Origin of the sequence: Mastigocoleus testarum BC008, assembly GCF_001456025.1 — a bacterium.
Lineage (GTDB): Bacteria > Cyanobacteriota > Cyanobacteriia > Cyanobacteriales > Nostocaceae > Mastigocoleus > Mastigocoleus testarum.
On the sequence record NZ_LMTZ01000109.1, the window covers coordinates 39,883 to 62,833 of the forward strand.

The 22,951-nt window shown below is 36.1% G+C and carries 16 protein-coding genes; 10 read left to right on the forward strand and 6 right to left on the reverse strand.

The genetic code is table 11. The annotated features are described in order from the left end of the window. Window positions 1-369: 369 nt before the first annotated feature. On the reverse strand, window positions 370-1,815 hold the full coding sequence (locus tag BC008_RS26920) for a sensor histidine kinase (protein WP_027841447.1): 1,446 nt from the start codon (window positions 1,813-1,815) through the stop codon (window positions 370-372). Between the two features lie 906 nt (window positions 1,816-2,721). Between BC008_RS26920 and BC008_RS26925 the strand changes: the two genes are divergently transcribed. From BC008_RS26925 to BC008_RS26950, 6 genes are all read left to right on the forward strand, one after another. Continuing rightward, window positions 2,722-3,285, forward strand: a complete 564-nt coding sequence (locus BC008_RS26925; protein ID WP_027841448.1) for a hypothetical protein — start codon at window positions 2,722-2,724, stop codon at window positions 3,283-3,285. 255 nt (window positions 3,286-3,540) lie between these two features. Then, window positions 3,541-4,077 carry a hypothetical protein gene (locus BC008_RS26930; protein WP_161938158.1) on the forward strand — a complete coding sequence of 179 codons (537 nt, stop codon included), beginning with the start codon at window positions 3,541-3,543 and terminating at the stop codon, window positions 4,075-4,077. A gap of 51 nt (window positions 4,078-4,128) precedes the next feature. After that, window positions 4,129-5,019: a fimbrial biogenesis chaperone gene (locus tag BC008_RS26935; RefSeq protein ID WP_027841449.1), complete on the forward strand. Its 891-nt coding sequence runs from the start codon at window positions 4,129-4,131 to the stop codon at window positions 5,017-5,019. Between the two features lie 215 nt (window positions 5,020-5,234). Then, window positions 5,235-8,645: a carboxypeptidase regulatory-like domain-containing protein gene (locus BC008_RS26940; RefSeq protein WP_027841450.1), complete on the forward strand. Its 3,411-nt coding sequence runs from the start codon at window positions 5,235-5,237 to the stop codon at window positions 8,643-8,645. Window positions 8,646-8,908: 263 nt separating this feature from the next. Continuing rightward, window positions 8,909-11,119, forward strand: a complete 2,211-nt coding sequence (ppk1, locus tag BC008_RS26945; protein ID WP_027841451.1) for a polyphosphate kinase 1 — start codon at window positions 8,909-8,911, stop codon at window positions 11,117-11,119. Between the two features lie 161 nt (window positions 11,120-11,280). Beyond that, window positions 11,281-11,694, forward strand: coding sequence for a response regulator (locus tag BC008_RS26950; RefSeq protein ID WP_027841452.1), 414 nt, complete (start codon window positions 11,281-11,283; stop codon window positions 11,692-11,694). A gap of 160 nt (window positions 11,695-11,854) precedes the next feature. Here the strand turns inward: BC008_RS26950 and BC008_RS26955 are convergent, their stop codons facing one another. Further along, window positions 11,855-12,037 carry a hypothetical protein gene (locus tag BC008_RS26955; protein ID WP_027841453.1) on the reverse strand — a complete coding sequence of 61 codons (183 nt, stop codon included), beginning with the start codon at window positions 12,035-12,037 and terminating at the stop codon, window positions 11,855-11,857. A 228-nt stretch (window positions 12,038-12,265) separates the two neighbouring features. Between BC008_RS26955 and BC008_RS26960 the strand changes: the two genes are divergently transcribed. After that, entirely contained in the window at window positions 12,266-12,826 is a 561-nt protein-coding gene (locus BC008_RS26960) for a DUF2854 domain-containing protein (protein WP_027841454.1), read from the forward strand. Between the two features lie 224 nt (window positions 12,827-13,050). On the opposite strand, the gene BC008_RS26965 is transcribed toward BC008_RS26960, so the two are convergent. Next, complete coding sequence (locus BC008_RS26965) at window positions 13,051-13,467, reverse strand: hypothetical protein (RefSeq protein ID WP_027841455.1); 417 nt, start codon at window positions 13,465-13,467, stop codon at window positions 13,051-13,053. A gap of 546 nt (window positions 13,468-14,013) precedes the next feature. On the opposite strand from BC008_RS26965, the gene BC008_RS26970 reads away from it, so the two are divergent. Next, on the forward strand, window positions 14,014-14,763 hold the full coding sequence (locus BC008_RS26970; protein ID WP_027841456.1) for a DUF561 domain-containing protein: 750 nt from the start codon (window positions 14,014-14,016) through the stop codon (window positions 14,761-14,763). A gap of 1,202 nt (window positions 14,764-15,965) precedes the next feature. After that, window positions 15,966-16,229: a hypothetical protein gene (locus tag BC008_RS26975; RefSeq protein ID WP_027841457.1), complete on the forward strand. Its 264-nt coding sequence runs from the start codon at window positions 15,966-15,968 to the stop codon at window positions 16,227-16,229. 127 nt (window positions 16,230-16,356) lie between these two features. On the opposite strand, the gene BC008_RS26980 is transcribed toward BC008_RS26975, so the two are convergent. The 3 genes from BC008_RS26980 to BC008_RS26990 all read right to left on the reverse strand — a co-directional run bounded on the left by BC008_RS26980 (window position 16,357) and on the right by BC008_RS26990 (window position 20,526). Further along, entirely contained in the window at window positions 16,357-17,502 is a 1,146-nt protein-coding gene (locus BC008_RS26980) for a glycosyltransferase (protein ID WP_027841458.1), read from the reverse strand. Window positions 17,503-17,754: 252 nt separating this feature from the next. Further along, window positions 17,755-18,618 (reverse strand): glycosyltransferase, encoded by an 864-nt coding sequence (locus BC008_RS26985; protein ID WP_027841459.1) that lies wholly within the window; start codon window positions 18,616-18,618, stop codon window positions 17,755-17,757. 735 nt (window positions 18,619-19,353) lie between these two features. Continuing rightward, window positions 19,354-20,526, reverse strand: coding sequence for a glycosyltransferase family 4 protein (locus tag BC008_RS26990; RefSeq protein ID WP_027841460.1), 1,173 nt, complete (start codon window positions 20,524-20,526; stop codon window positions 19,354-19,356). Between the two features lie 1,300 nt (window positions 20,527-21,826). On the opposite strand from BC008_RS26990, the gene BC008_RS26995 reads away from it, so the two are divergent. Beyond that, window positions 21,827-22,879, forward strand: a complete 1,053-nt coding sequence (locus BC008_RS26995) for a permease (RefSeq protein WP_027841461.1) — start codon at window positions 21,827-21,829, stop codon at window positions 22,877-22,879. Window positions 22,880-22,951: the final 72 nt, after the last annotated feature.

Genomic DNA, 22,951 nt, shown 5'->3' on the forward strand with positions numbered 1-22,951 from the left:
ATTAACTGTTAGGAGGGAATGGCACGCTCGTTAAGACTCAAACCTTGAACTGATGAGGGGTGTGGGAGGTGTGGGGAGTGTGGGAGGTGTGGGAAGCGTGCCATTCAGTTTTGTGCAACAATCCTCATTAATTAAACTCCCCTCTCTCCCCTCTCTACCCCCTCTTCCCGAATAGCAAGGCTTTCACCCCGCGCCTAGCGGCGAACAACTTTTCTTAGTGCCATTCCGGTTGGGAGGTTATATCCCAATACGGTTACCGTTAAGCATTTTCGTCAACCCAACCTACTTTAATTTTGAGATTTAGTATATCCTACACCTCAGTACAGGTAGGACGTGGGGCTTACACCGAGCAAGCTAAACACTTAAAAATCAAGATTCGGGAATTATCGGTAAATAAACAGTAAAGGTTGTACCCTGATTCAGAGTACTTTCAACTTGAATTTGACCGTGATGATACTCCACAATCGCTTGGGCGATCGCTAATCCTAATCCCGAACCTGTATCAGCTCCAATATGTTTATTACTCGAGTGATGAACGCGTGCTGGATCTACCCGATAAAAACGATTAAATAACCTGGGTAAAGCCTCTGGAGGAATACCTACTCCATTATCACTGACTTTCACTTCCAATTGAGGATAACGATCGCGCAATCCAGATACTCGATGGTTCGATTCTAGACGCATTAGCTCTACTTGGACTTTTCCTGTACTATCAGTATATTGCAAAGCATTGCTAATTAAATTAGTAAATAGCCGTACTAGTTGTTCCCAATTAGCCCTCAAAGAGAACCAGTCATCCGGTAATTCAAAATCACTTTCGCTAATGGGAGGTTCTATCAACTCCAAAGTCAAAGAAATATTTTTTTCTGCTGCTAATAGTTGTTGTTCTTCAACTAATTCAATTAATAATACATCCAAGGGACAGAAAGAAAAAGTATTTTTATTGATACCGCTATCTTGTCTCGCAAGAAATAACAAATCGTTAACTAATTTTCCCAGCCTTTTTGTCAGTCTTTCGATAACTTTTAATTGTTGGCGATAATTTCGATCTACCAAGTTATCTGATTCTGTTAAATCTAGATCTGTAAGTGCAACTTGAACATTAGTTTGAATTAGAGCAATCGGACTTCTTAATTCGTGGGAAGCATCAGCAGTAAACTGCTTGAGACGTTGATATGATTCTCCCACAGGCTCCATTGCTTTTCCAGCCAAAAACCAACCACTAGCAGCAACAGAAAGTAACATCAAAGCACTACCTCCAGCCAAATCAAATATTAGTTGATGACTGGGTTTCGTTACTTCAAACCAAGGATGACTAACACGTAAATAACCTAAAACTTGTCTTCCTATTTCTACTCTTTCAGTTACTTGTCGAAGTAAAATATTGTAATTACAGTCTACTGAAATATCACTGCAATCTGAACTACTATTGGGTCTAATTACCCGGACAGTTTCACCATCACGATTAGCATGAATTGGAATATCTAAAGGTTCTGAGAAAGTAGACCAAAGTAATTTACCATTAGGACTAAACCACTCCAAATCGATGCGGTCGTCTTCCACTGAATCAGCATTATTGCGAAAGCTGGCTTCAGGGTTAACACGCAATTGATTGTATTTACTGTTGCCTAGACTTACTGATTCTATAACTAGCGATCGCTCTACTACTTCGACTACATGATTTAAAGTGTCATCGATTCGCTCTACTAAGGTCGAGCGAACGTACAAATAAACACCACTTGCAAAAAGTAATAAAAGTACTGCTGTAATAGCTGTATACCAAAGTGCTAGACGACGCCGAGTTGCTTGGAACATATTCTTGGAGGGCTTGGTATTTTTACTGGTAGATCGCTCAATGTAAATGGGAAATAATTATCTCAAAATTATTGAATATGCCTTTTTGGGTCCAATAAGATAGGTGTTATCTACATAGGGGTATATAAGCCTATATGTTTACTTAAGTATTAATACTAATTATTTTTCGATTTAGTTAACTAATAATTCCATATTCTTACTGAAGTAATCTTTTAGTTACAGAGGTTAAATTCTTTATGTAACTCCTCAGCAGGGGAGATTTGTAATACTAATAACTGGACATGTATTTTTTGACACTTTTTACTTTGGTTTTTGAGTAAATTCATAACGGTGCTCAATTATGAATTTATATTTGCATCTTGATTGCATAATGTATATGTGGGGCTACAAACTTTAACCCGAAAATTCTACTTTTTCTCCTTAATAGTTGCATTTATTACCAAAAGAATAATTAAAATATATTTTTTGACTAAAAAGCTATCTTATACAGAATTAATACCATATATATCTTTAGTTTATCTCATTCTTGTAAGGTTAAGATTTGCGGTTAAACGCCCCATAAACATGTATTTATCGCAGATTGCAAAAATGTAAATTACATCATCAATAATAACTCCACATAAATATTAGATGCTATGAATTATAAGTAATTTTTTGCAACTCAATTATGGGATAAACATTAAAGTATTTAGCTTAATTAATTAAGGAGGTGATATACCTATCTAGAAATTTAATATTGTAATAAATCTCATATTTGCAAAAATAATTCGACCCTCGACTCTCGGGATTACCAGGGAATCTAAAAACAAAAATTAATTAGCATAATCCAATTAGTTTTGAAGATTGGGAAAAAGAGAGTTAATCAAACTTCCAACATTTACACCACAAAACTGAAGGAAAATTTTAATGAAAACCAAATTTTTAGCAATTATTGCTGCTAGCTTGAGTGCAGTTGGTAGCATTGTAATAGGTGCGCCTGCAAATGCAGTAGAGCAAGAGGTCAATGTTGAAATCACTATTCAACCGACAATGTTCTTGCGGACTTTTGAAAATATCAGTTTGGATATTACTCAAGGAGATTTGGGAGCAAATGACAAAGATTTTGACCCAACTAACAATACAACTGATGGGAATACCAACCTTACTGTAGCCCCAAGACCATCTCTTGCTGATGGAAATCAATTATCAGCGGTACCAAAACAAGTTAAAGAACTCTACGCCGTTTGGGCTAATAGTGGTACAAATGTTGATGTGACCATTGAAGCAACTCAAGACACATTGACAAGCACTACAGATACTGCATCTACTGCAACAATCACTAGCGTTACACCCACTCAACCTAATGGAAGTCCAACTGCAACCACACCTTTGGTTGGTGGTGCTGACTTTGTATTTGATCTGACAAATGCTAGGGCTACTGGAACATATAGCGGAGGTATGGTTAGAGTGAAAGCAGAAGCACAACTCTAATCCAGATCCAATTACAAATTATTCGGGTGCAGGCGTTTCGCCTGCTTCCAGTAATATTTCAAATCAGGTTATCCCTGTAAAAAGAAAATTCAAAGTAATCAGAAGACTCCACAAACTCTCTCAAACAGAGTTGAGAGCGAGGAAAATTTAATGACAAGTATTTAATACGGACACAATACTCATCCAAACACAATATTATTTTCCCTTCCCAATACTACTTTCAAAGAAATATCTGCAACATAAATTTTAAATACCATGAGTTGCCAACTCAATTTGAGATACTACTGGTTGATGGTTATGGCACTTTTAGTCATACCTCAATTACAAGTTACGGCGCAAACATCACCACCACCAGATCCTAGCAGTGATTACGAATTATCTTTTAGCTCCGAACCTGTAAATATTTCTCCTTTAAGACCTCAAGATATTTTACCAAGCCAGAGCGGAACTGCAAGTACTCAAGGACAGTTACTAGTAGCTCCCTCATTTAATGAAGTAATTTCCCGCGAGCTACCACAACTTTGGCGAATGCGAGTTCCAACTGAAGATGTACCCGACTTAGTAGCCCAATACACAATTACAACTTCTAATGAAAATGGCAATCCTTTTCTGAGTGTAACCCTGGAACCGTTAGACATTAGGGAAGTATCTAACGACCCTAATACCAGCACAAGTGTAGTAGAAGGAGGCGTACGCCTGCTGTTTGGGGATGCATTTAAAACTGGGAATGCAGGTAGTTACCAAGGACAAATATCAGTATGCGTCAAACGCAACGATAGTGGTTGTTTGTAAAAGGTATTCCTAAAATATTTTGTTCGATCTGTGAGGAGTATAAAGGTTCAAATGTTACATAAATTCAAAAGTATTGGTTTAAGTTTGATTGCACTTTTAACACTTGGGATTGAGAGCGTCGATGGAATTGAGGTTAGTGTTAGTCCCCCTCGTTTTGAAATTCCCATTGGTGGTAAAAAGCGTTCACAGTCCCTCAAAATTAAAAATTTTGACGATAAGCCAGTACAAATGAAGGCTAATATCCGCTCGTGGACTCTGGACAAAAATAGCAAATTACAAGAAATAGAATCCACCGAGCAGACTTTAGACCAAGCAATTATTTTTACCCCTTCTAGATTTACTATTCCCCCTGGTGGCGAACAAACAATTCGCTTTGCTATTCGTCCCAAAGTTAAACTGGCTCCTGGAGAACATCGAGCGATCATCAACCTTGAAGAAATTCCACGACAAAATAAAAACCGGAATCCAAACTCTTTAATTACTGTTGCTAGCATGGGGGTAGTTATTTATGCTTATTCTGGTGAAATAAAAAGAGTTGGCATTCTTAATTCTGTAAACTTAGATACTAATTCCAATGGTTTGACAACAGCGGTTTTTGATATTTCCAGTCAAGGAAATGCCCATGTGCGTATGAATGGACAGTATGCTATTTGGGAAGCAGCTAAGTATCCAGGTTCAGAAGTAACTAAAAATATACCAGGTTTAGATAAATCAAAAATAAAATTACCGGCTAATGTCTTAGCTGCAGGAAAAATTAAAATCAAGCCTGTTTTAGCTACAACCCGTCGTCAGCAGATACTTCCAGTAGCAAAGAAATTACCACCAGGAAAATACATTTTAGACATTAATGGTGATTTAAGTGGAATTCCTATTGATAAGGGTATTCCTTTCACTGTTCCGCCTTTATCTAATACTTCTAAGTCCGTAAATAAAAAGTTTTGATTCTATTTATAAGAAGACTTAAAGATACTTTTATTCTGAGATATTTAAAAAGTCAAGAGTCTAAAAATTTAAGAATTTGAAAAGTCGAGAATTTGAAAAATCGAAGATTTAAAAATTTGCAAAATTGCAAAACTACATAAGCTATTTTTAACTTCTTTTAATTAGAGTTAACAGCTGGATATTTTGGCTAGTTATTTGAATTTTATTACTTAGATATGCTCTACCCAGCTTTACCACCTACACCCCCAGCAATTATTCTGATGATGACATCTGATAAGGTGTCTGCAGACAAATATCTAGTCGCTCAAAAGCTGCGAAAACCTGATAAAGTAAAAGCTTTTGCGGTAAAAAATTATTCAAGTCAAAAAGCTGATAGTACCAGTCAATCAAATTCTTTATCAGCTACCAATACATTATTAGAACAAAAAAATCATAATATAACTCCCCAAAATAATTCTCAGGTAAATACATTTCCACAAGAGTATGATTCTACAACAAAATTAGCAGTTCAAAAGGCTAAGCAAAAAAATACGGTGGGGAAAATTCTCGCTGCTGTTCAAGAAATTATCAGTGTTTCTTTATATGCTTCGATTGACAATATCACTACTAATAATAGTGCAGTTGAGGTCGAATCACAAATCATTAAAAAACCATCCTTTAAAAAACCAATTCTTATTAGTGATTTAAAAATTGGTAAAGTCCCAGTTTCAAGAGATGCTAATCCTGAAGAAACTAATAGTACAGAAAAAACAGAACGACATAAAGATAATCTTAATAGTACAACAATTTCTAGGAATACTAAATTTAATGCAGTTAAATTTCTATCAATAGTTCAAGAATTAATTGTTACTGCCATATCTACTTCTTTGCAGCAATCAAATAGCGAAGCAATAAAATTAAGTGACGACGGTAAAAAATCTATTGAAATCGCTTCTTCTCAAGGAAATATATCAACTAATAAAAATTCGAATAATAACCTAAAAACCAAAAATAGCTCTGAAAACAATAGCAATAATCTAAATAAGAATACCGATAGTCTTCGAGTAAGATTAGCGAATCAAAAGCAGGAAACACTACAAGATAATGAAAATACTCAAAGTTATCAAAAATATTCACTTCAACTAGCACAAAGACCCGGAGAACCTTTTTTAGTTGGAGTAATCATTAATGGTAGGGAAGTCGGTACTCTAGATATTCTTCAGTTAGATAATACTTTACTGATACCTCTAGAAAGTTTTGCTGAGATTGCTGAATTTACGTTTGAAGTGGACAATGATAATTTTCAGGTTCAAAGCCCTTTGGGAGTTGTAGATATTAAGCCTGAATTATTCAAGCAGATTAATGGCATTATTTACGTTAGTAAAGAAGTTCTCAAAGAAAAGCTCAAGATAGATTTAGAATTAAACACTGCCGATTTAAGTCTACTAGCAGATTTACCTTGGCGTGGAGGTTCCCAACAAAGAAGACGAGAAGGAATAGATTTACAACCTGATTTTTTGGCTCCCAGAAGCGGAATTTCTAGTTTGAAGCAAGAATTTAATTTTTATAATAGTAGGGGAGATACTCTTCTACGTAGTTCGAGCCAATTGGGTGGTAGACTTTTAGGCGGTGCTTTCCGCTTACGTTTAGATAATAACTTTGAGAATCAGCCAAATATTTCTGAATATTTCTTCTACAGACGTAACGGTCGATTTCGTTATCAGGTAGGTAAACAAAGAGTAGGTTTGCACCCTCTCCTTAATGGAGTTGGTCTTACTGGGTTTCAACTTGGTTATAGTAATCTCCCTGAAGATAGATTTAATCCAAGTTATAACGCTAACGAACTCGTACCTAGACGTTCTCGACCAGTACAAACCTTTCGCGGTCAAGCCCCACCAGCTAGTTTTGTCCAATTGAGAGTTGGGGGTATTCCTATAGCCCAACAGCAAGTAGGGTTTGACGGGCGATATGAATTTCTTGATGTTAGATTACCTGTCGGTCAAAGTAAAGAAATTGAAATTGCGATATTTGACCGCAATGATTTACGCGTACCTAGAGATATTCGTTCCGTTAGGTTGAATGCTTCTGACCTATTACTACCATCTGGAGGTAATGTCCAACTAGCGGGTTTAGGATTTAACGGTAACCTGGTTCAAGATAGTTTATTTGATGATTACACCTCTTCTGATGAAGGGAAACCAGTTGGTTTTTATCAATTACGCCAAGGTCTTACTAATAATCTGACTCTTGAAGGTTCTTTGCAAGCCGTTCCTGATGCTTTACAGGGACAAGCTGGCTTGGTGTGGCGTTTAGCAAATCCAATAATTTTATCTGCTAGTGTGGGTAGTTCCCGTGGCGAACTTGGTTATGCTGCGGACTTGGATATCCAATTTGATAAGCTGGAAATCAATGCGAATTCCCAATCTTTACCTGAAGGATATCGTATTAACAGTACTGGAGAGCGCTTTAACCATAGCTTGGAAGCAAAGTATCGCTTTAGTAATAAATTCAGCCTAGGTGTTATTGGTCGCAGTCGTAAAGATGGGGGTAGTTCAGCAGATTATATTTTGCCAACTTTTTTTGCTAGACCTTTTTCTACTCTCTCTTTAAACGGTAGACCAGATATCAATGGAGATTATTTATTCAACGCTTTCTTTAGACCGAGTAACTCCACAAGATTATCTTTTAATACCTACGGTGATGCCTACATCTCTGATTTAAGATACGATTTCAATCGCAATTACCAAGTGTCTTTGGGAAGCGAATTCGGTCAAGGTTTAGCTCCCCGTTACTCAGTCAGTTTTGGTCGTTCCCCCAGAAGTTTGCGACAACTTAGTTGGAATTTGGGACTGGCTTACAGCGATGGTGAATTCGGACCATTGGTAGGCGCAAGCATGCAAGTACTTCCCGGTTTATTGGCTAGACTTGATTATCAAGGAATTCCTTCGAGGGCTAGGAATGGTTTTGGTGGTTTAGATGACGGTAGTTTGTCTGTGTCATTGATCTCAGATCTATCCTTTGTAGGTGGTAGAGTTACACCAGCAAGAGCTAGTGGAATTGGTAAAGAGCGAGGTGCGATCGCTGGGAAATTAATAATAGAAGATAAAAAGCAAAATTGGGACTTAAAGGGCTCTTTTGTCAAGGTTTATGACCAATACAATAATTTGGTTGGTAGTTCAAAAACTAATAAAGATGGTAATTTCTTTATTGGGAATTTAAAAGTAGGTCTACATGTGGTGGAATTAGAAACAGAAGAGCTACCAATAGAAATAGCAGTTCCAAAAACTAGCATGGTTGCTGAAGTTGCTAGTTCTGCGGTTACCCAGCTCAATTTTCCAACGAGAATAGAATATGGTGTTGCGGGGCGAATTACTGATACTGCAGGTAAAGCGATGTCCCGAGTTAGAATAGAATTAGTAAATCCTTCTGGGGCAAGAGTATTATCCGGCGTTACGGATAAGTTTGGTCTATATCGCCTTGACGGAGTTCCTGTTGGCAAATATACATTACAGATTTCTCCTCAGGAAAATCTAAATAAGCAAAGACGGTTACCCAAACGCAATATAGAAATTCGCAACGAATTTGTTTACGACCAGAATCTGCGACTACCTATTTCTACTGCAACGAAAGAAAGCAAGAAAAATTGATATTTGGGGATTAAATATCGAGATATTGGGATTGGGAATTAATGGTAAATCTCAAGCAATTTAGAACAGCAATTTAACCTTGCATCAAAACCTTTAACCTAGTGGTTGGTTTAATTATCTTGCGAAGGGACATTTTCGTGTCCAATTTCAACTACCATAACCATATAGATATAAAATACTTTCTTCAAGGGAATCAAAAAATTTAGTCAATGACTTGAATTATTGCCCATTATTGCCCACAACCGAATTTCCCTCAGGTAATCATGCCAAAGTCCAAGAAGAACGTTAATGATCAAATAGATTTGACCAATCCCAAATACTATCTCAACCGGGAATTGAGCTGGCTCGAATTTAATAGCAAAGTACTCCACGAAGCTTGCGATCCACGAACTCCTCTCCTAGAGCGCCTGAAGTTTTTAGCAATATTTTGTTCAAATCTAGATGAGTTCTTCATGGTGCGAGTTGCTGCATTAAAGCAACAGGTAGAAGCGAAAGTAAGCAAATTAACTTTTGATGGGCGTACTCCCCAACAGCAATTAGATGAAATTAGCTTTGCACTACGTCCTTTAGTCACCCAACATAACCAACATTTTGAGCAAGTACTCCGTCCCGAACTAGCAAAACATGGAGTACATATCCTAGATTACATAGATCTATCCGAGCAACAAAGGAATTATTTAAACAATTATTTTGAAGAACAAATATTTCCTGTTATTACTCCTCTTGCAGTCGATCGCAGTCATCCATTTCCTTATATTTCTAACCTGAGTTTAAATTTAGCTGTTGTTATTAAAAATCCAGAAACCGAACAGGAATTCTTCGCTCGAGTCAAAGTTCCCAAAGTTCTACCCCGATTTATACCCTTACCATCTGATTTAAGCAGTAATCGCAACGGTAAATCCATTGTTTGGACGGGCGTTCCTTTAGAACAAGCAATTGCTCACAACTTAGAGTATTTATTTCCGGGGATGAACATTCAAGAATATCACCCCTTCCGAATTACCCGCGATGCTGACTTGGAATTAGAAGAAGATGAAGCCGATGATTTACTTTTAGCCATTGAACAAGAATTACGCAAGCGTCGAGTTGGTGGTACTCCGGTTCGCTTAGAACTTCAATCTCAAACTCCAGAAATTATTCGCAACCGACTTTTGCAAGATTTGAATTTGTCTGATAGCGATGTTTATCAGGTGGAAGGTCTTTTGGGATTGCGAGACTTGATGTATTTTTTATCACTACCACTTCCAGAATTAAAAGACCAACCTTGGCGTTCTGTAGTCCATCCAAGATTACAAGTTCTTAGAGAGCCTAATACCGGTTCTGGATTACTTAAGCTTGATGAAGGTCAGGATATTTTTTCTGTAATCCGAGAAAAAGATTTATTGGTACATCATCCCTACCAATCCTTTAGCCGTTCTGTTGTCAGATTTATTACAGATTCAGCCCACGATCCGGACGTATTGGCAATTAAAATGACCTTGTACCGGACTTCCGGTGATTCACCAATTGTAGATGCCTTAATCGCAGCAGCGGAAAATGGCAAACAGGTATCGGTTTTAGTTGAATTGAAAGCACGTTTTGATGAAGAAAATAATATCTACTGGGCAAGACGTTTAGAAAGTGTAGGAGTTCACGTAGTTTATGGTTTAGTGGGACTGAAAACCCATAGTAAGATCGTCATGGTAGTACGACGAGAAAAAGAACGCATCCGTCGTTATGTACATATCGGAACCGGAAACTATAACCCGAAAACAGCCAGACTTTATACAGATTTAGGTTTATTTAGCTGTCGTGAAGATCTAGGAGCAGATCTAACAGATTTATTTAACTACTTAACAGGTTACTCCCGGCAAAAATCCTATCGACAGTTATTGGTTGCTCCGGTCAATATGCGCGATCGCTTCATGAATTTGATCTATCGGGAAATAGAAAATACCCAAAAAGGTCTTTCTGGAAGGATTGTAGCCAAGATGAATTCCCTAATCGACCCGCAAATTATTACCGCGTTATACGAAGCTTCGCGAGCAGGAGTAAAAATCGACTTAATTGTACGGGGAACTTGTTGTTTGCGTCCTGGGTTGAAAAATGTGAGTGAAAATATCAGTGTAATTAGTATAGTAGGCCGTTTCCTAGAACATTCGCGGATTTTCTATTTTTACAATAACGGACATGAAGAGATTTACTTCGGTAGCGCAGACTGGATGCCCCGCAATCTGGATCGGCGAGTAGAAGCTATCACTCCCATACAGGATTCTGACCTAGCAAAAGACCTACAAGAAATTTTAGGCATGATGCTAGCAGATAACCGCCAAGCTTGGGAATTACAGTCTGATGGTAGTTATATCCAACGACGTCCCGGCGATTGTCCAGAAGCTGTCTCGCAAAAAATACTTATGTCTATGGCGTTAGGTTCAGCTGCTATTCCTCCTAACTTAATAAGTCCAAAACAAAATTCATTTTCTCCAGATAGTTAAATTGCAAAAAATATTAAGGTAGTCCCAATGTATCAGTTGATTAACCCTTGTTAGCTTTAATTATAAAATTAAAACTTATTCAACCATAGGATAGAGTCAGTTGCGGTGCATGTTCGCATAGACTATAAAAGTTACTGTAAATTGAGTTTAATTTTACTTCAATGTTAATGTTGTCCTGTAAGTCTTCTATCTTGCGGGTTCTAATAGTTGACGACCACGAACTTACTCGTTTAGCTCTGAAATTTGCTTTTTCTCGTGAAGAAAATATTCAAATCGTAGGTGTTGCAGAGAATGGGAAAGAAGCGATAGAAATCGTCAAACGTTTCCCACCAAATGTGGTTGTCCTGGATTTACAAATGCCAGTAATGGATGGTTGGATGGCTTCCAATCACATTAAAACTATTGTTCCTAATACAAAAATAATTGCTTATTCCTCATTAGAAGAAACTAAATATCATGAGAAAAAAGTAACAGCTAGTCTGGATGCTTTTTGTAAAAAAGACGCGCCAACAAATGAACTAATTTCTCTGATTAAAAAGTTGGGAGAGAACAGTATAAATAATTCGGTGACATGATCGAATATATTTGCAAATTATTTATCAATACATAGACGAAATCGTTTCAGGGTCAATAGGAGTAGTATATGTGTTTTTTAGCAATGCGTCGGCAGCACATCTTGGGTTTACTACCGGCGCAATTTCCAGGCTTAACTGTTGCTTTTAATTTAATTTAGAATTAATTATTTTCAGATTCATTAAAAGTACGTTCATATTCGTCAATCAACTCATCCATTTCTTCTAAAGCTTGGTTAACATCAATCCTTAAAGTACCTAAACTTGGTTTTTCTAGAAGACCTAGTAAATATTCTCTTTTGCTTCTAATTGCAGTAATTTTTTCCTTGATCGTCTGGGCGTCCATTCTTACTCTCCAACACAAATTAATTTTTTCAGTCTAAAGCTCTATCCCTACTTTACTTTACTAGCTTTATATTTGAATAAATTATAGGTGCCTAGTAATTGGGTCGGACAATTACAATTAGCTTTTTCCTTTCACTGTTGCTCCATAGGTGAATATCTTGGCAAGGTACTGATAATAAACGATGATAGTAAAAATGAAGTAATAATAATTAATACACAAATTAAAATCATGTTACGCCAGATTTCTTTGGGGACTTTGGGTCTAAGTATTGGTGGAATTCTTGTTATAGTTGGTTTTGTCGCCTATGCTACGGATAATGCGACTCTTAACCTTGCTGGATTTTTTTATGGTTTTCCTTTATTACTTGGAGGACTAGCACTAAAAGCTAATGAACTCAAGCCAATAAAGTTTACCCAACCAACAACACCAGAGATTTTGGCATTACGGGAAAAACAAGCAACCCTAACTCAAAACAAAATTCGCAAAGATATCACTAGATACTGTTACGGTCAAAATGTACATTTCGACCGAGCTCTATCTTATTTAGGTCTTGGTGCAACCGATGACGATTTACCTGAAATAACTGGTTTAAGAGAAACAGAAACTGAAGGTGCTTATACGATTATTCTAGAATTTGACTCCCCAGAATTTTCTATTGATGCCTGGAAAGAAAAATATGAGAAAATGATTAAATACTTTGGTCCTGGGGTAGACGTAAAAATTGCAGAAGTTGGTGAAGATCGAATTGAATTAGCATTGGTTACTTTGCTTGAGGAAAAAGCTGATTAAAATTTGCACATTTACAGAAGCAAAACAATAGTGAAAATCTTCCTCATTCGTATGGGGGAGTAGTTACTAAAGCATATAGACTCCTGGGAAAAAATAAACTGGCACTGGCTTTTGGTTATTCAAGTATGCTTAACGCTACCGTATAGATTTTATGTATAAATTTTTGATATCTAACCTTTGGTAGTTGCGAAACTAGTGAAATTTGAGATTTATTAAATCATGAATTAATCAAACACATGCTTTTGGGCGACTTTCCAGTAACGAGAAAAGCGTTTTAGGTCAATGAAACCATCGTATTCAAAAAATGGATCGGCCTCATATACCTCTAATTTTTTGTAACGTTCAATTTCATCACAAATACTATGGAAGCGAGGGCTGGGAGTGTCGACAGTAATAACCTTATTAGCGTTATTTTCTACCGCAAAAGCTAAAACTTCACTGACAACATCACCACGACGGATTGTGACAGGTAACTCTAATAAACATTCATAAATAAAGGTAATTCGTTTCAGACCAATCTGCCATTTTTCGATCAGTGCGTCATCCCATATCCAGATTGCAGGAGAGTTTGGATATTCTTCAAATGCTGGATTTTTTGGACTCAAACAATCACCATGTACCCAAATAACTTGTTCTGACATTAATATCTGGCATTAACAACTGTAAACCCTAGCTTTAACTATAAACTATAGTCTTGAAGGAGTAGTATTTTGCATACCTGACATGGTTTCAAAGTGAAACAGATTCACAATCAATTATTTCTACACGTCCTAATAACAGAAATACTCGAACGTTAATTCTTCATTTCTTTTATTTTGTGAAACTCAAAAGTGTAAATAATGGTCAGTAATTGAAAGCGAGTCCTAGAGAAAACTTATAATTGCTATAAATTTTAGGTTATATTTTTAGGTTACATATAGTACAATAATATATGTTTTTACTACAGTTACCTATTTGATTCCTTTTTCTAATGTTTGCGTAGAAAAATGGAATTTATACTCAATGCCCTAACACCTATGAACTTTTGGTAGCTTTTTAGTGATTTGCTGTTCCATGGTTGTGAAATGTTAAAAAAATCTGAGTCATAAGTTCAACACATATAATAAAGTGTTCCAGAGGATACGATATTATTTGTTTACAGGGAAAGGGTAAAATATTTTTATTTTCAAAGCCTCAAGAGAATAACTATGACGATGCATCCTTCTTTGCAACGTGCATTTTTCAACCGCAATGCTTTAAAAGTTATCAGTGGTTTGAATAATTTCAATCCTAAGAGCGTTGCCGCGACTGTTCAAGCAGCACATCATGGTGGTGCTACCTTCATTGATATTGCTGCAGATCCTGCATTGGTCAAGACAGTAAAACTATTGACTAATCTGCCTATCTGTGTATCAGCAGTAGAACCAGAGAAATTTGTGACATCAGTGAATGCTGGTGCCGATCTTATTGAAATTGGTAATTTTGATTCTTTTTATGTCAAAGGGCGTAAATTTGAAGCTGAAGAAGTTTTAGCACTTACAAAAGAAACTCGTGCTCTTCTTCCAAAAATTACTCTTTCTGTGACTGTTCCTCACATTCTTAAATTGGATCAACAAGTGGAATTGGCAGAAGAATTGGTGGAAGTAGGCGCAGATATTATTCAGACAGAAGGTGGTACTAGCAGTAAGCCCAATAATCCCGGAACATTAGGATTAATAGAAAAAGCTGCCCCAACTTTGGCTGCTGCTTATGAGATTTCTCGTGCTGTTTCGGTACCGGTATTGTGTGCTTCTGGTATCTCCAGTGTGACAGCGCCCCTTGCTGTTGCTGCTGGTGCAGCTGGTGTTGGTGTAGGTTCGGCAATCAACCAACTTAACAGTGAAATTGCAATGATTGCTGCTGTTAGGGGTATAGTAGAATCATTAATGGCCAACCGGAAAAGAATCAATATTCTTTAGGAAAACAGGAGCATCTTTCTATTTGTAACTGGATTCTTAAAGAACTCACGCAAATCAATAGTCATAGGGAAAAAGCCCGTAAGTCTATTTATGGGAATGCAAGCCCGTAAAAGATTTTAATAACGATGAAAAAGGGAGATTAATTTCTATTCAGTTGTGTCTATACATCCAATTACTCTAGTACGGGTGGAAACTCGTCGGCACCACTATAAGTTTTACGACGTTAAGAAATGCTAGCAGTAGTGTAGTGTTTGTAACACTCCCAATATGTATGGATACAACCGAGAGTTATTAATTAATTGTGCCAGACAGAATTTCCATCCTTATTGGTAAAATTTTGATACATCTATTGGTGTAGTCCTGGAGAATTTACCTTTAGAAAAATACGCCCCTCAAGATGTGATGTAGTAACTGGAGAATCTAGATCTTTAGTTAAATTACTTCATCGATAATTAAGATTTATTGGGAAAATTCCGATTTTGCTTGCCTTCCATTTTTGTAAAAATGCACTTTAGCACAAAAATAATTTTTTGATTACCAAAGTGGATATTTGAGTAAATTCTTCCCATTGTCTTGAGATAAACTTAGCACGTTAATTCATTTAATTGGGTAAATTTGCATCGCATTTTTGTTATATTTTGTTAGCTCATAATTTTTTTGGCTACCATTTTCTCTCCGAGCAAAGTTGCTACTGGAATTTAAATCCTAATCCGTACTGCAACTATACATGCAAGACAAGATAATACAGGTGCGATACAGGTTGCTTACTTACCGCAAATGTTTAAGACGTTCCCTAGAAGCCGGAACGTTTTTTAGTGTTTTTCTGTATCTGCTTAATTTTCGATTGCATCACTGAGTATATTTTATGCACACACAAAAATATTTACCATCATTACACGTTGGCGCAGCACCACTGAGCATTTTATTTACAAAGTGTTAGCGCCTAGCGACGGGGTACTTTAGGTCTTGCGCATTCTACAGGACATATGCGTCAGTACTAAATAGAAAGAAGAATTATTTTCTAAATAATAAATCATCAATATTCAATAATTTCATTGCAAATTGCATCTGCACCATTGGAGAAGTTTGAGTTAATCGCCGGACACAATAGTATTTATGTACTATAATAAATTTAGAGATCCATAATACTGGATTAATTTCAGGATCAAAAGGTTAAGATAAGGGTTAAGGGTTTATATCTTATGGTTAAGCATTACATTCTCAGCCTCAGTCCTACAGCTAAGCACGAATGGGACAAATGTGTTTTACGGGATGTTTTGAGTGCGAAACGCCCAGAAATGGCGAAATTAATTGCTGAAGCAGTTAATGCTCGATCAGGTAACTATTTGATTAGTGTCAATATTGAAGTAAAAGTATTAGAGAAAGCTGAAGCACCTCAACCCGAACAGTTGGCGCTTAATATCACTGAAGTGAGCGAACAACCTCAATTACAAGAAGCTGCTTGATTTAAAAAGGGATTTATCCAAGACGCGATACTCCAATAGAGTATGATAAATCCCTAGCCCCGGTTCTGAGTCCCAACTCATGACTCCTGAATTTTATTACTCATCTTTTATCTTGAATAGTTTTGATTTATAAACCCATCGTAGACTCTATATGTTGGGTTATTTGCTGATTAATATTTACGACGTTAAAACGTTCAGCTGCATTCTGTCGAGCGGTTTTAGCAATATTTGTAATTTCTTCTGGGTTGTTCAGACACTTATCAATAATTTGTGTAAGTTCTTGAGTATTTTCTGGCGTTGTTAAAAAACCATTTACTTCATGATCTATTAATTCCATAGCACCACCAGCTTTTGCAGCAACGATAGGTTTTTGACACAACATCGCTTCAACAATCACTCTACCAAATGGTTCGGGAGAGGTAGAAGTATGAGAAACTAGGTCACAAGCAGTCATAAGTTGGGGAATATCATCACGAAATCCTAAAAATTTGACTCGATTTTCCAATCCCAAATTCCTAACTTGTTTGTGTAATTGGCTAACATATTCTTGTTCGCCAAATAATGCATCGCCAACCAAGATCGCGATAACATTCTTGGGAGATTTTGCAATCGCTTCAATTAATATATGTTGTCCTTTCCAAGGGGCTAGACGGCTAAAATGTCCGACGACAAATTTCCCGTCTAATTCTAGTTCTTGTTTAATATCATTAACTTGAGATTCCTTGACCTTGTATTTAGCAGGCTCAAATCCGTTGTAGACTATTTTCACGATTTCCGATTTTCCGCCTGCAGTAATAAAAGCATCTTTGCTGGCTTGAGAATTTGCAATTACTAAGGAAGCGAATTTATTCGCTAAAGCGATCGCAATCCGGCGATTAGTCTGACTAAAATGTTCTGGGGACAGAATATCATGTAAGTGATAGACCAAAGGACGGTTACTGAAAAAGCTTGCCAAAGCTCCGATCGCTAGAGCTTTTTGAGTATTAGCATAAATCAGGTCATATTCTCGGGCTATTTTAGCCACTGTTAAAATCAAGGGTAAAATTTGACCTAGACTGCGTAGCCCTTGAAGAAGAGAGCTTTCTTTACGAACTTCAATTTCTTTGCGATTTAGAACTTTGACAGGAATTTGGTTTTCTTCAAGTAACGTTTTAAAAGAACCATCGGCAAATAAACCAACTAAACAATCTTGACGATAAGGTTTGGCTATATCAATTAGACACAACTCAGCGCCACCTGGTTTACCACTTTGATCTAAAAAAAGAATTTTCATTTGTGATTGGCAATGGGTAAATGGGGGTAGGGTAATGGGATGATAACAAAAAACATCCTTACTTACCCTCATCTTCTATCTTCCTTTTTCGGTTGCTTCCCCCTTCTCTCCCATCTCCCTGGTTTCAGCAAGCCCTAATTATTTTGGAAATTATTTTGGAAGTCGTTAGTTTGGATGTATATATTGAAGCTTTTGGAAATAAGAGAAAAATATGATTCTCTCAATAATTTTGTGCTGTAGGATATATGACATTCAAATTGGTAGATATTTGTGTTGCATACAACCCTGTAGCTGACCAGCACGCCAACATAACTCCATTAAAAGTTTGACCAAACTAGCTTTATCGCGAACTCTCGCTATAAACCATATAGGAGACATGATTGCTGTCTTAATCAGGGTAGTCCAACATATGAGTTGTGGCATTCCCATTTTTCGATGCTTTTTGTAAAGTAAGGCTTCATGACAGCCGCTTTGCCACGCACGGCGACATATATCTGATATGGTTTTACGGAATCTAAAATGAACTAATGCTTCTTCTATCTCATGAATTTTGGCTCCTGCTTCTTGTAATCTCCAGCCATAATCCACGTCTTGAAGTTTTAACAGTTTTTCATCAAAACCACCAATCGCTTCATGAAGCTTCCTTCTAACACCGAAGTTATTACCACTTACTAGCGGTAAATATGGATGATCGAAAAACACACCATTACTTTCTTCGCAACCATAGGCTTTAACTAGCCAAGATTCGTTGAGTTTGCAGTGTTCATTTCTACCACCGACATAATCATATTTTGCTAGCCCTTCGCCTATAGCTGCAACCCAACCAGGAGCAACTACATCATCAGCATCACAAAATGCTAGAGCCTCACTTTGAGCACTTTTTGCCCCAATATTACGAGCATATGCAGCTCCAGATTTTAGAGATGCATCGACAATGCGAAGATGGGGAATTTTTTGTTGGTACTCCTGGACTATAGTCAGAGTGTCGTCTGTGGAGCCATTATCTGCAATGATTACTTCCCAAGGTTGAGACCATTTCTGCTTTGCTAAGGCATCTAATTGCATGCCGATGGTGTTACCTGCATTGAAGCAAGGTATGACTACGCTCAGCTTCATCACTATTTAGACTCATATTTACGTGATTCAAACGTTATTTATGTTAACGTAAAATTATAAATCTATCTATCGCTTGAGTGATATATACTACGCCGCTTTGACTATTATTTACAGACTAGAATAAATTATTGCTAAATCTTTATTAATTCGATACAAAATAATTTGTAGGTTATAGTTACAAGCCAATCTTTTTAATTTTCATATACTCACTCGCTATTAGTATTCGAATATAACCGGTATCAGTAACAATTAGGTTTTATCAGTCATCAGAAAAGTGCGTAGATAATTTATAGCGTTAGTATGTGTAAAATTAATTTCTATTGATTGTCTGTGACAAATATATCCGTTGTTCGATGCAATTTAAAATATCAACTTTAATCCTTATTATTGAGCAGAGCAGAAAATTATAAATATTATTTAAAAATGTTAATCTTCGTAAAAAAGCGTTTTCAATCAGTTTAGAGTCAAGGTTGGCAATTACTCTATGGGTTATGCTGTAGTGATAGATAATTAAAATTAATTATTTATATACGACAACAACACAATTTTATCGGTTGGTAGTTAATATTAGTCTATATCGCTTATTAATTCCTTTATTCCAAATAATAGTATCACTCTAAAATCAATTAAAAATCGCAATTAAATCTCCTTTAAGCTGATTTTTTGAATTTTAAATAAATTTAATAAGTATTCAGAAGTAATTTATTTTTTTATATTTTAAAATTAAATAATCTACTAAGGACTTAAAAGAACACCTCTAACTTCATTTGCAATTTTATTCCAATTAAAATTTGCAGAGGCATATTGACGGCAATCTTCTTTTGATGGAATGGATACTTTAGCTAGTAAAGCTTGTTCCAATTTCTTTGCAATTGAATTAGCGCTAATTGAAGAAGTAATGAGTTGGGGAGAAAATGGTGTTAAGATTTCTGGCATTCCACCCACAGGAGTGCAAATCACAGGGGTTCCACAAGCCAAAGATTCAACTATTGCTAAACCAAACCCTTCGAAGGATTGAGAAGGCATAATACTAAAATCAGCAGCCTGATAAGCAATGGGTAGTTGTTCATCGGGCAAAAATCCTAAAAATTTAACTCGATCTTCAAGTTCTAGGTCTTTAACTTGCTGTTTAAGTTCCGCTTCAAGGGGACCCCGTCCGGCGATCGCTAACCATACATCAGGTATTTTTGTTCTAATTGTAGCGAAAGCTGTTAAAAGTTTATCTATTCCTACTCGATGTACTAAACGACGAGAAGTGAAGATGATTTGTCGATCTTGAGGCCAGTTTAGTTGAAGACGTGCTTCCTGTAAGGAAAAATTTGCTTTAAAGTTATTTATGTCAACCCCACCAGGAATAATATTAATTTTCTCCCAAGGAATTTGGTATTCCTGATGGAGTACGTTACCAAATGCTTTGCTGAGGACTATGAAGCGATCGCAGCTATGATAAGTTTTTCTCTCTATCAGCCAATATTTCAAAAAGTTACTGATTTTGCGATGCATCACCTCCTGTTTACTTTCCGAAGCCCAAGGTCCATGAAAGTTAAAAGTAATTGGTACTTCCTTTGGAAAAATATCCAGTAACGGAAAACTGTAGAGAGCAAAATGCAGATTGATTGCATCTGGTTTAGCATTTCTTGTTTGACGAAAATTTTGACGGATAGACCAAAGTCTTTGCCAAATGGGAGAATCAGGTGATGCTAAATTATTCAATTTAATGGGGAAATCCTCTGTTGCTTCAGGTATTCCAACTCCGCATAATTCCACGTTGTCTTGCTTAGTAGCCCAACAGCGAGTTAATTCATAAACATACCGTTCCAACCCACCTGGTGCTGTTGGGAACCAACCAGTTCCCAAGCAAAGTATTGAAGCTGCTCTTGGAAGATTGTCTTGCCGTTCGTTTTCCACTAATACTATTCTCCTATTTTGTCAGTACTATTTTACTGATGTATTAATATATATATTGAGTAGATTATATTTATAAAATTGCTAGAACTGGCTGGGCAAAGCCAATTAATTTTTTTAAAACTGAAATTATCTAATTTACAACTTTTAAAATTATTTTTATTTCAATTGCGCGTATTATTCTCATATTGTTTCTAATTTAACTAGGAAATAGACTAAGCAAGTACATAAATTATTGAATATTTTTGCTGAATAAAGTAAATAATAAGAATTGAGGCAATAGTTAAATACTGATTGTAAACTAGCGACTAAGCTAAAAAATCATACATACTGAAAAAATTAGTCGTATTGATTATGTTAACAATAAACATCGTAAATAAAAAATATCTCTTTCAAAGCGAAAATTGAAAAATAGAGTTACTTTACCTGTAGAACTTATATAAATATCTATAACTTAATTTGCTGATTTTATTGAATTAAATTGCTGTGGATAATGTAAATTCAACCATAAAAATTAGAGAAGTAAATACTTCTAGTTTATATATTCCTATACATAACCTCACGCCTTCTACTAGTTAACATCTAACTGCTAGCATAAGACATTAAATATTTAAAATTTGGGGATATATTAAAAATTACATGTAAATTATATAAAATTTTAATAAAAAAAACTTACAACCAAATTAAAATAAAAAAAGTATTTTTAATTATTTTCATTTGATTCAGGTTATATATGTAGGTCTATAACCTTGCGACACCATCGTTTTTATAGTAAAAACAATAGACAAAACTCAAAACCACCAATATTACTAAATGACTTAACACCTAATAAGTATTTGGGGTACGAATTTGATTGATGAAACAATTTCTACTGCTAAATATATAATTTCAGGAAAATTTTCGTTCAAATGCATCATATGTAACAGATATCCAGGTATATTTGCTGTAGAGAAAAATTTGAGCATGTAATACTTAGAAAAGTATTGGTTCAAGTTAAGCCCATTTTAAAAATTAAGAATGTAGTTTATTATCTTTTGAAAGTAGCGAATGAAAGTAGCGAAGTCACAGAATGAAAATCATCTACGAAAAATTGAGGCTGAATAAATCTTTCCAAGAGAATTGTGAATTTACCTACAGCAAATCACTCACATCCCAGTTTTATTAACTAGTTTTTTATGAATTCTGCTATTTAATATATTCACTCAGCATTTAATCGTCCTGGCAGAATTATGCAGCATCGAAAACAGTTAAAATATCGTACACATAAATTTGAGAATTAACACCGCTTGAACAAGCGATACCCATGAATCAACTAAGCAATGGTTTCACTCTATTTCTTAGTCTACTAGTAGAGGCAATCCCATTTTTATTACTGGGAGTGTTACTTTCTAGTTTGCTGCTTTTTTTTGTAGATGAGCGCAAACTAGCAGAAAAATTGCCTAAAAATCCATTACTTGGTGCTTTCGTAGGCTCTTTAGTAGGCTTTCTGTTCCCAGTATGTGAGTGTGGTAACGTACCTGTTGCTCGCCGCTTAATAATGCAGGGAGCTCCTACACCAGTAGCAATTGGCTTTTTGCTTGCAGCACCAACTATCAACCCAATTGTTATTTGGGCTACTTGGACAGCATTTCGCGATCAGCCAGAAATAGTAGTATTAAGGGTTATACTTTCACTATTAATTGCCACAATAATTGGTTTCGTATTTAGTTTTCAAAAGGATTTAAAACCTATTGTTCAGCCTGCTTTAGCACGTTATTTGAAGTATAATCCACCGCAGCAATTTGCAAGGAAAGATACTTCAAAGGAAACTTCGGAAAAACAACAAGGTGTGACTTCTACTTTGTTACAACCAGGTACTTACATTCTTGGCGGTAAATCTGGAGGTACTATACCAATGGATTCTGTTAATGTTGGTGTTAATGTAGCACAAAGTCCTAAAGCGATCCGAGCGCAAAAATGGCAGCAAGTAATAGATAATACAATTCAGGAATTTCGAGAGTTGGGAGCAGTACTGATTTTGGGAAGTGCAATTGCTGCAGCGATTCAAGTGCTAGCACCCCGGTCGTTAATTTTAAGTTTGGGTAGCGGCCCAATTACTTCCATTGTAACGATGCTAATATTAGCAACAGTAGTATCAATTTGTTCTACAGTAGATTCATTTTTTGCATTGTCATTTGCCTCTACGTTTACTACCGGTTCTTTGTTAGCATTTCTAGTGTTTGGTCCCATGATTGACCTTAAAGGTATAGGTTTAATGCTTTCTATATTTAAGCCTCGAGCAGTATTTTACCTATTTGCTTTAGCTGCGCAACTAACATTTTTGTTTACTCTCTACATTAACTTACACTTACTGTGAGAATACGATGAAAAATGATTTGTGACTGCTTCGTAGATAAATTTATTTCCAGAATTTTATATGCTTAAAATT

Excerpts from the sequence above, each read along its gene's own strand:
- BC008_RS26980 (WP_027841458.1), bottom strand. The coding sequence starts at position 17,502 with ATGAAAATTCTTTTTTTAGATCAAAGTGGTAAACCAGGTGGCGCTGAG.
- BC008_RS26950 (WP_027841452.1), top strand. The coding sequence starts at position 11,281 with ATGTTAATGTTGTCCTGTAAGTCTTCTATCTTGCGGGTTCTAATAGTT.
- BC008_RS26970 (WP_027841456.1), top strand. The coding sequence starts at position 14,014 with ATGACGATGCATCCTTCTTTGCAACGTGCATTTTTCAACCGCAATGCT.
- BC008_RS26930 (WP_161938158.1), top strand. The coding sequence starts at position 3,541 with ATGAGTTGCCAACTCAATTTGAGATACTACTGGTTGATGGTTATGGCA.
- BC008_RS26995 (WP_027841461.1), top strand. The coding sequence starts at position 21,827 with ATGAATCAACTAAGCAATGGTTTCACTCTATTTCTTAGTCTACTAGTA.
- BC008_RS26965 (WP_027841455.1), bottom strand. The coding sequence starts at position 13,467 with ATGTCAGAACAAGTTATTTGGGTACATGGTGATTGTTTGAGTCCAAAA.
- BC008_RS26975 (WP_027841457.1), top strand. The coding sequence starts at position 15,966 with ATGGTTAAGCATTACATTCTCAGCCTCAGTCCTACAGCTAAGCACGAA.
- BC008_RS26920 (WP_027841447.1), bottom strand. The coding sequence starts at position 1,815 with ATGTTCCAAGCAACTCGGCGTCGTCTAGCACTTTGGTATACAGCTATT.
- ppk1 (WP_027841451.1), top strand. The coding sequence starts at position 8,909 with ATGCCAAAGTCCAAGAAGAACGTTAATGATCAAATAGATTTGACCAAT.
- BC008_RS26935 (WP_027841449.1), top strand. The coding sequence starts at position 4,129 with ATGTTACATAAATTCAAAAGTATTGGTTTAAGTTTGATTGCACTTTTA.
- BC008_RS26960 (WP_027841454.1), top strand. The coding sequence starts at position 12,266 with ATGTTACGCCAGATTTCTTTGGGGACTTTGGGTCTAAGTATTGGTGGA.
- BC008_RS26940 (WP_027841450.1), top strand. The coding sequence starts at position 5,235 with ATGCTCTACCCAGCTTTACCACCTACACCCCCAGCAATTATTCTGATG.
- BC008_RS26955 (WP_027841453.1), bottom strand. The coding sequence starts at position 12,037 with ATGGACGCCCAGACGATCAAGGAAAAAATTACTGCAATTAGAAGCAAA.
- BC008_RS26925 (WP_027841448.1), top strand. The coding sequence starts at position 2,722 with ATGAAAACCAAATTTTTAGCAATTATTGCTGCTAGCTTGAGTGCAGTT.
- BC008_RS26985 (WP_027841459.1), bottom strand. The coding sequence starts at position 18,618 with ATGAAGCTGAGCGTAGTCATACCTTGCTTCAATGCAGGTAACACCATC.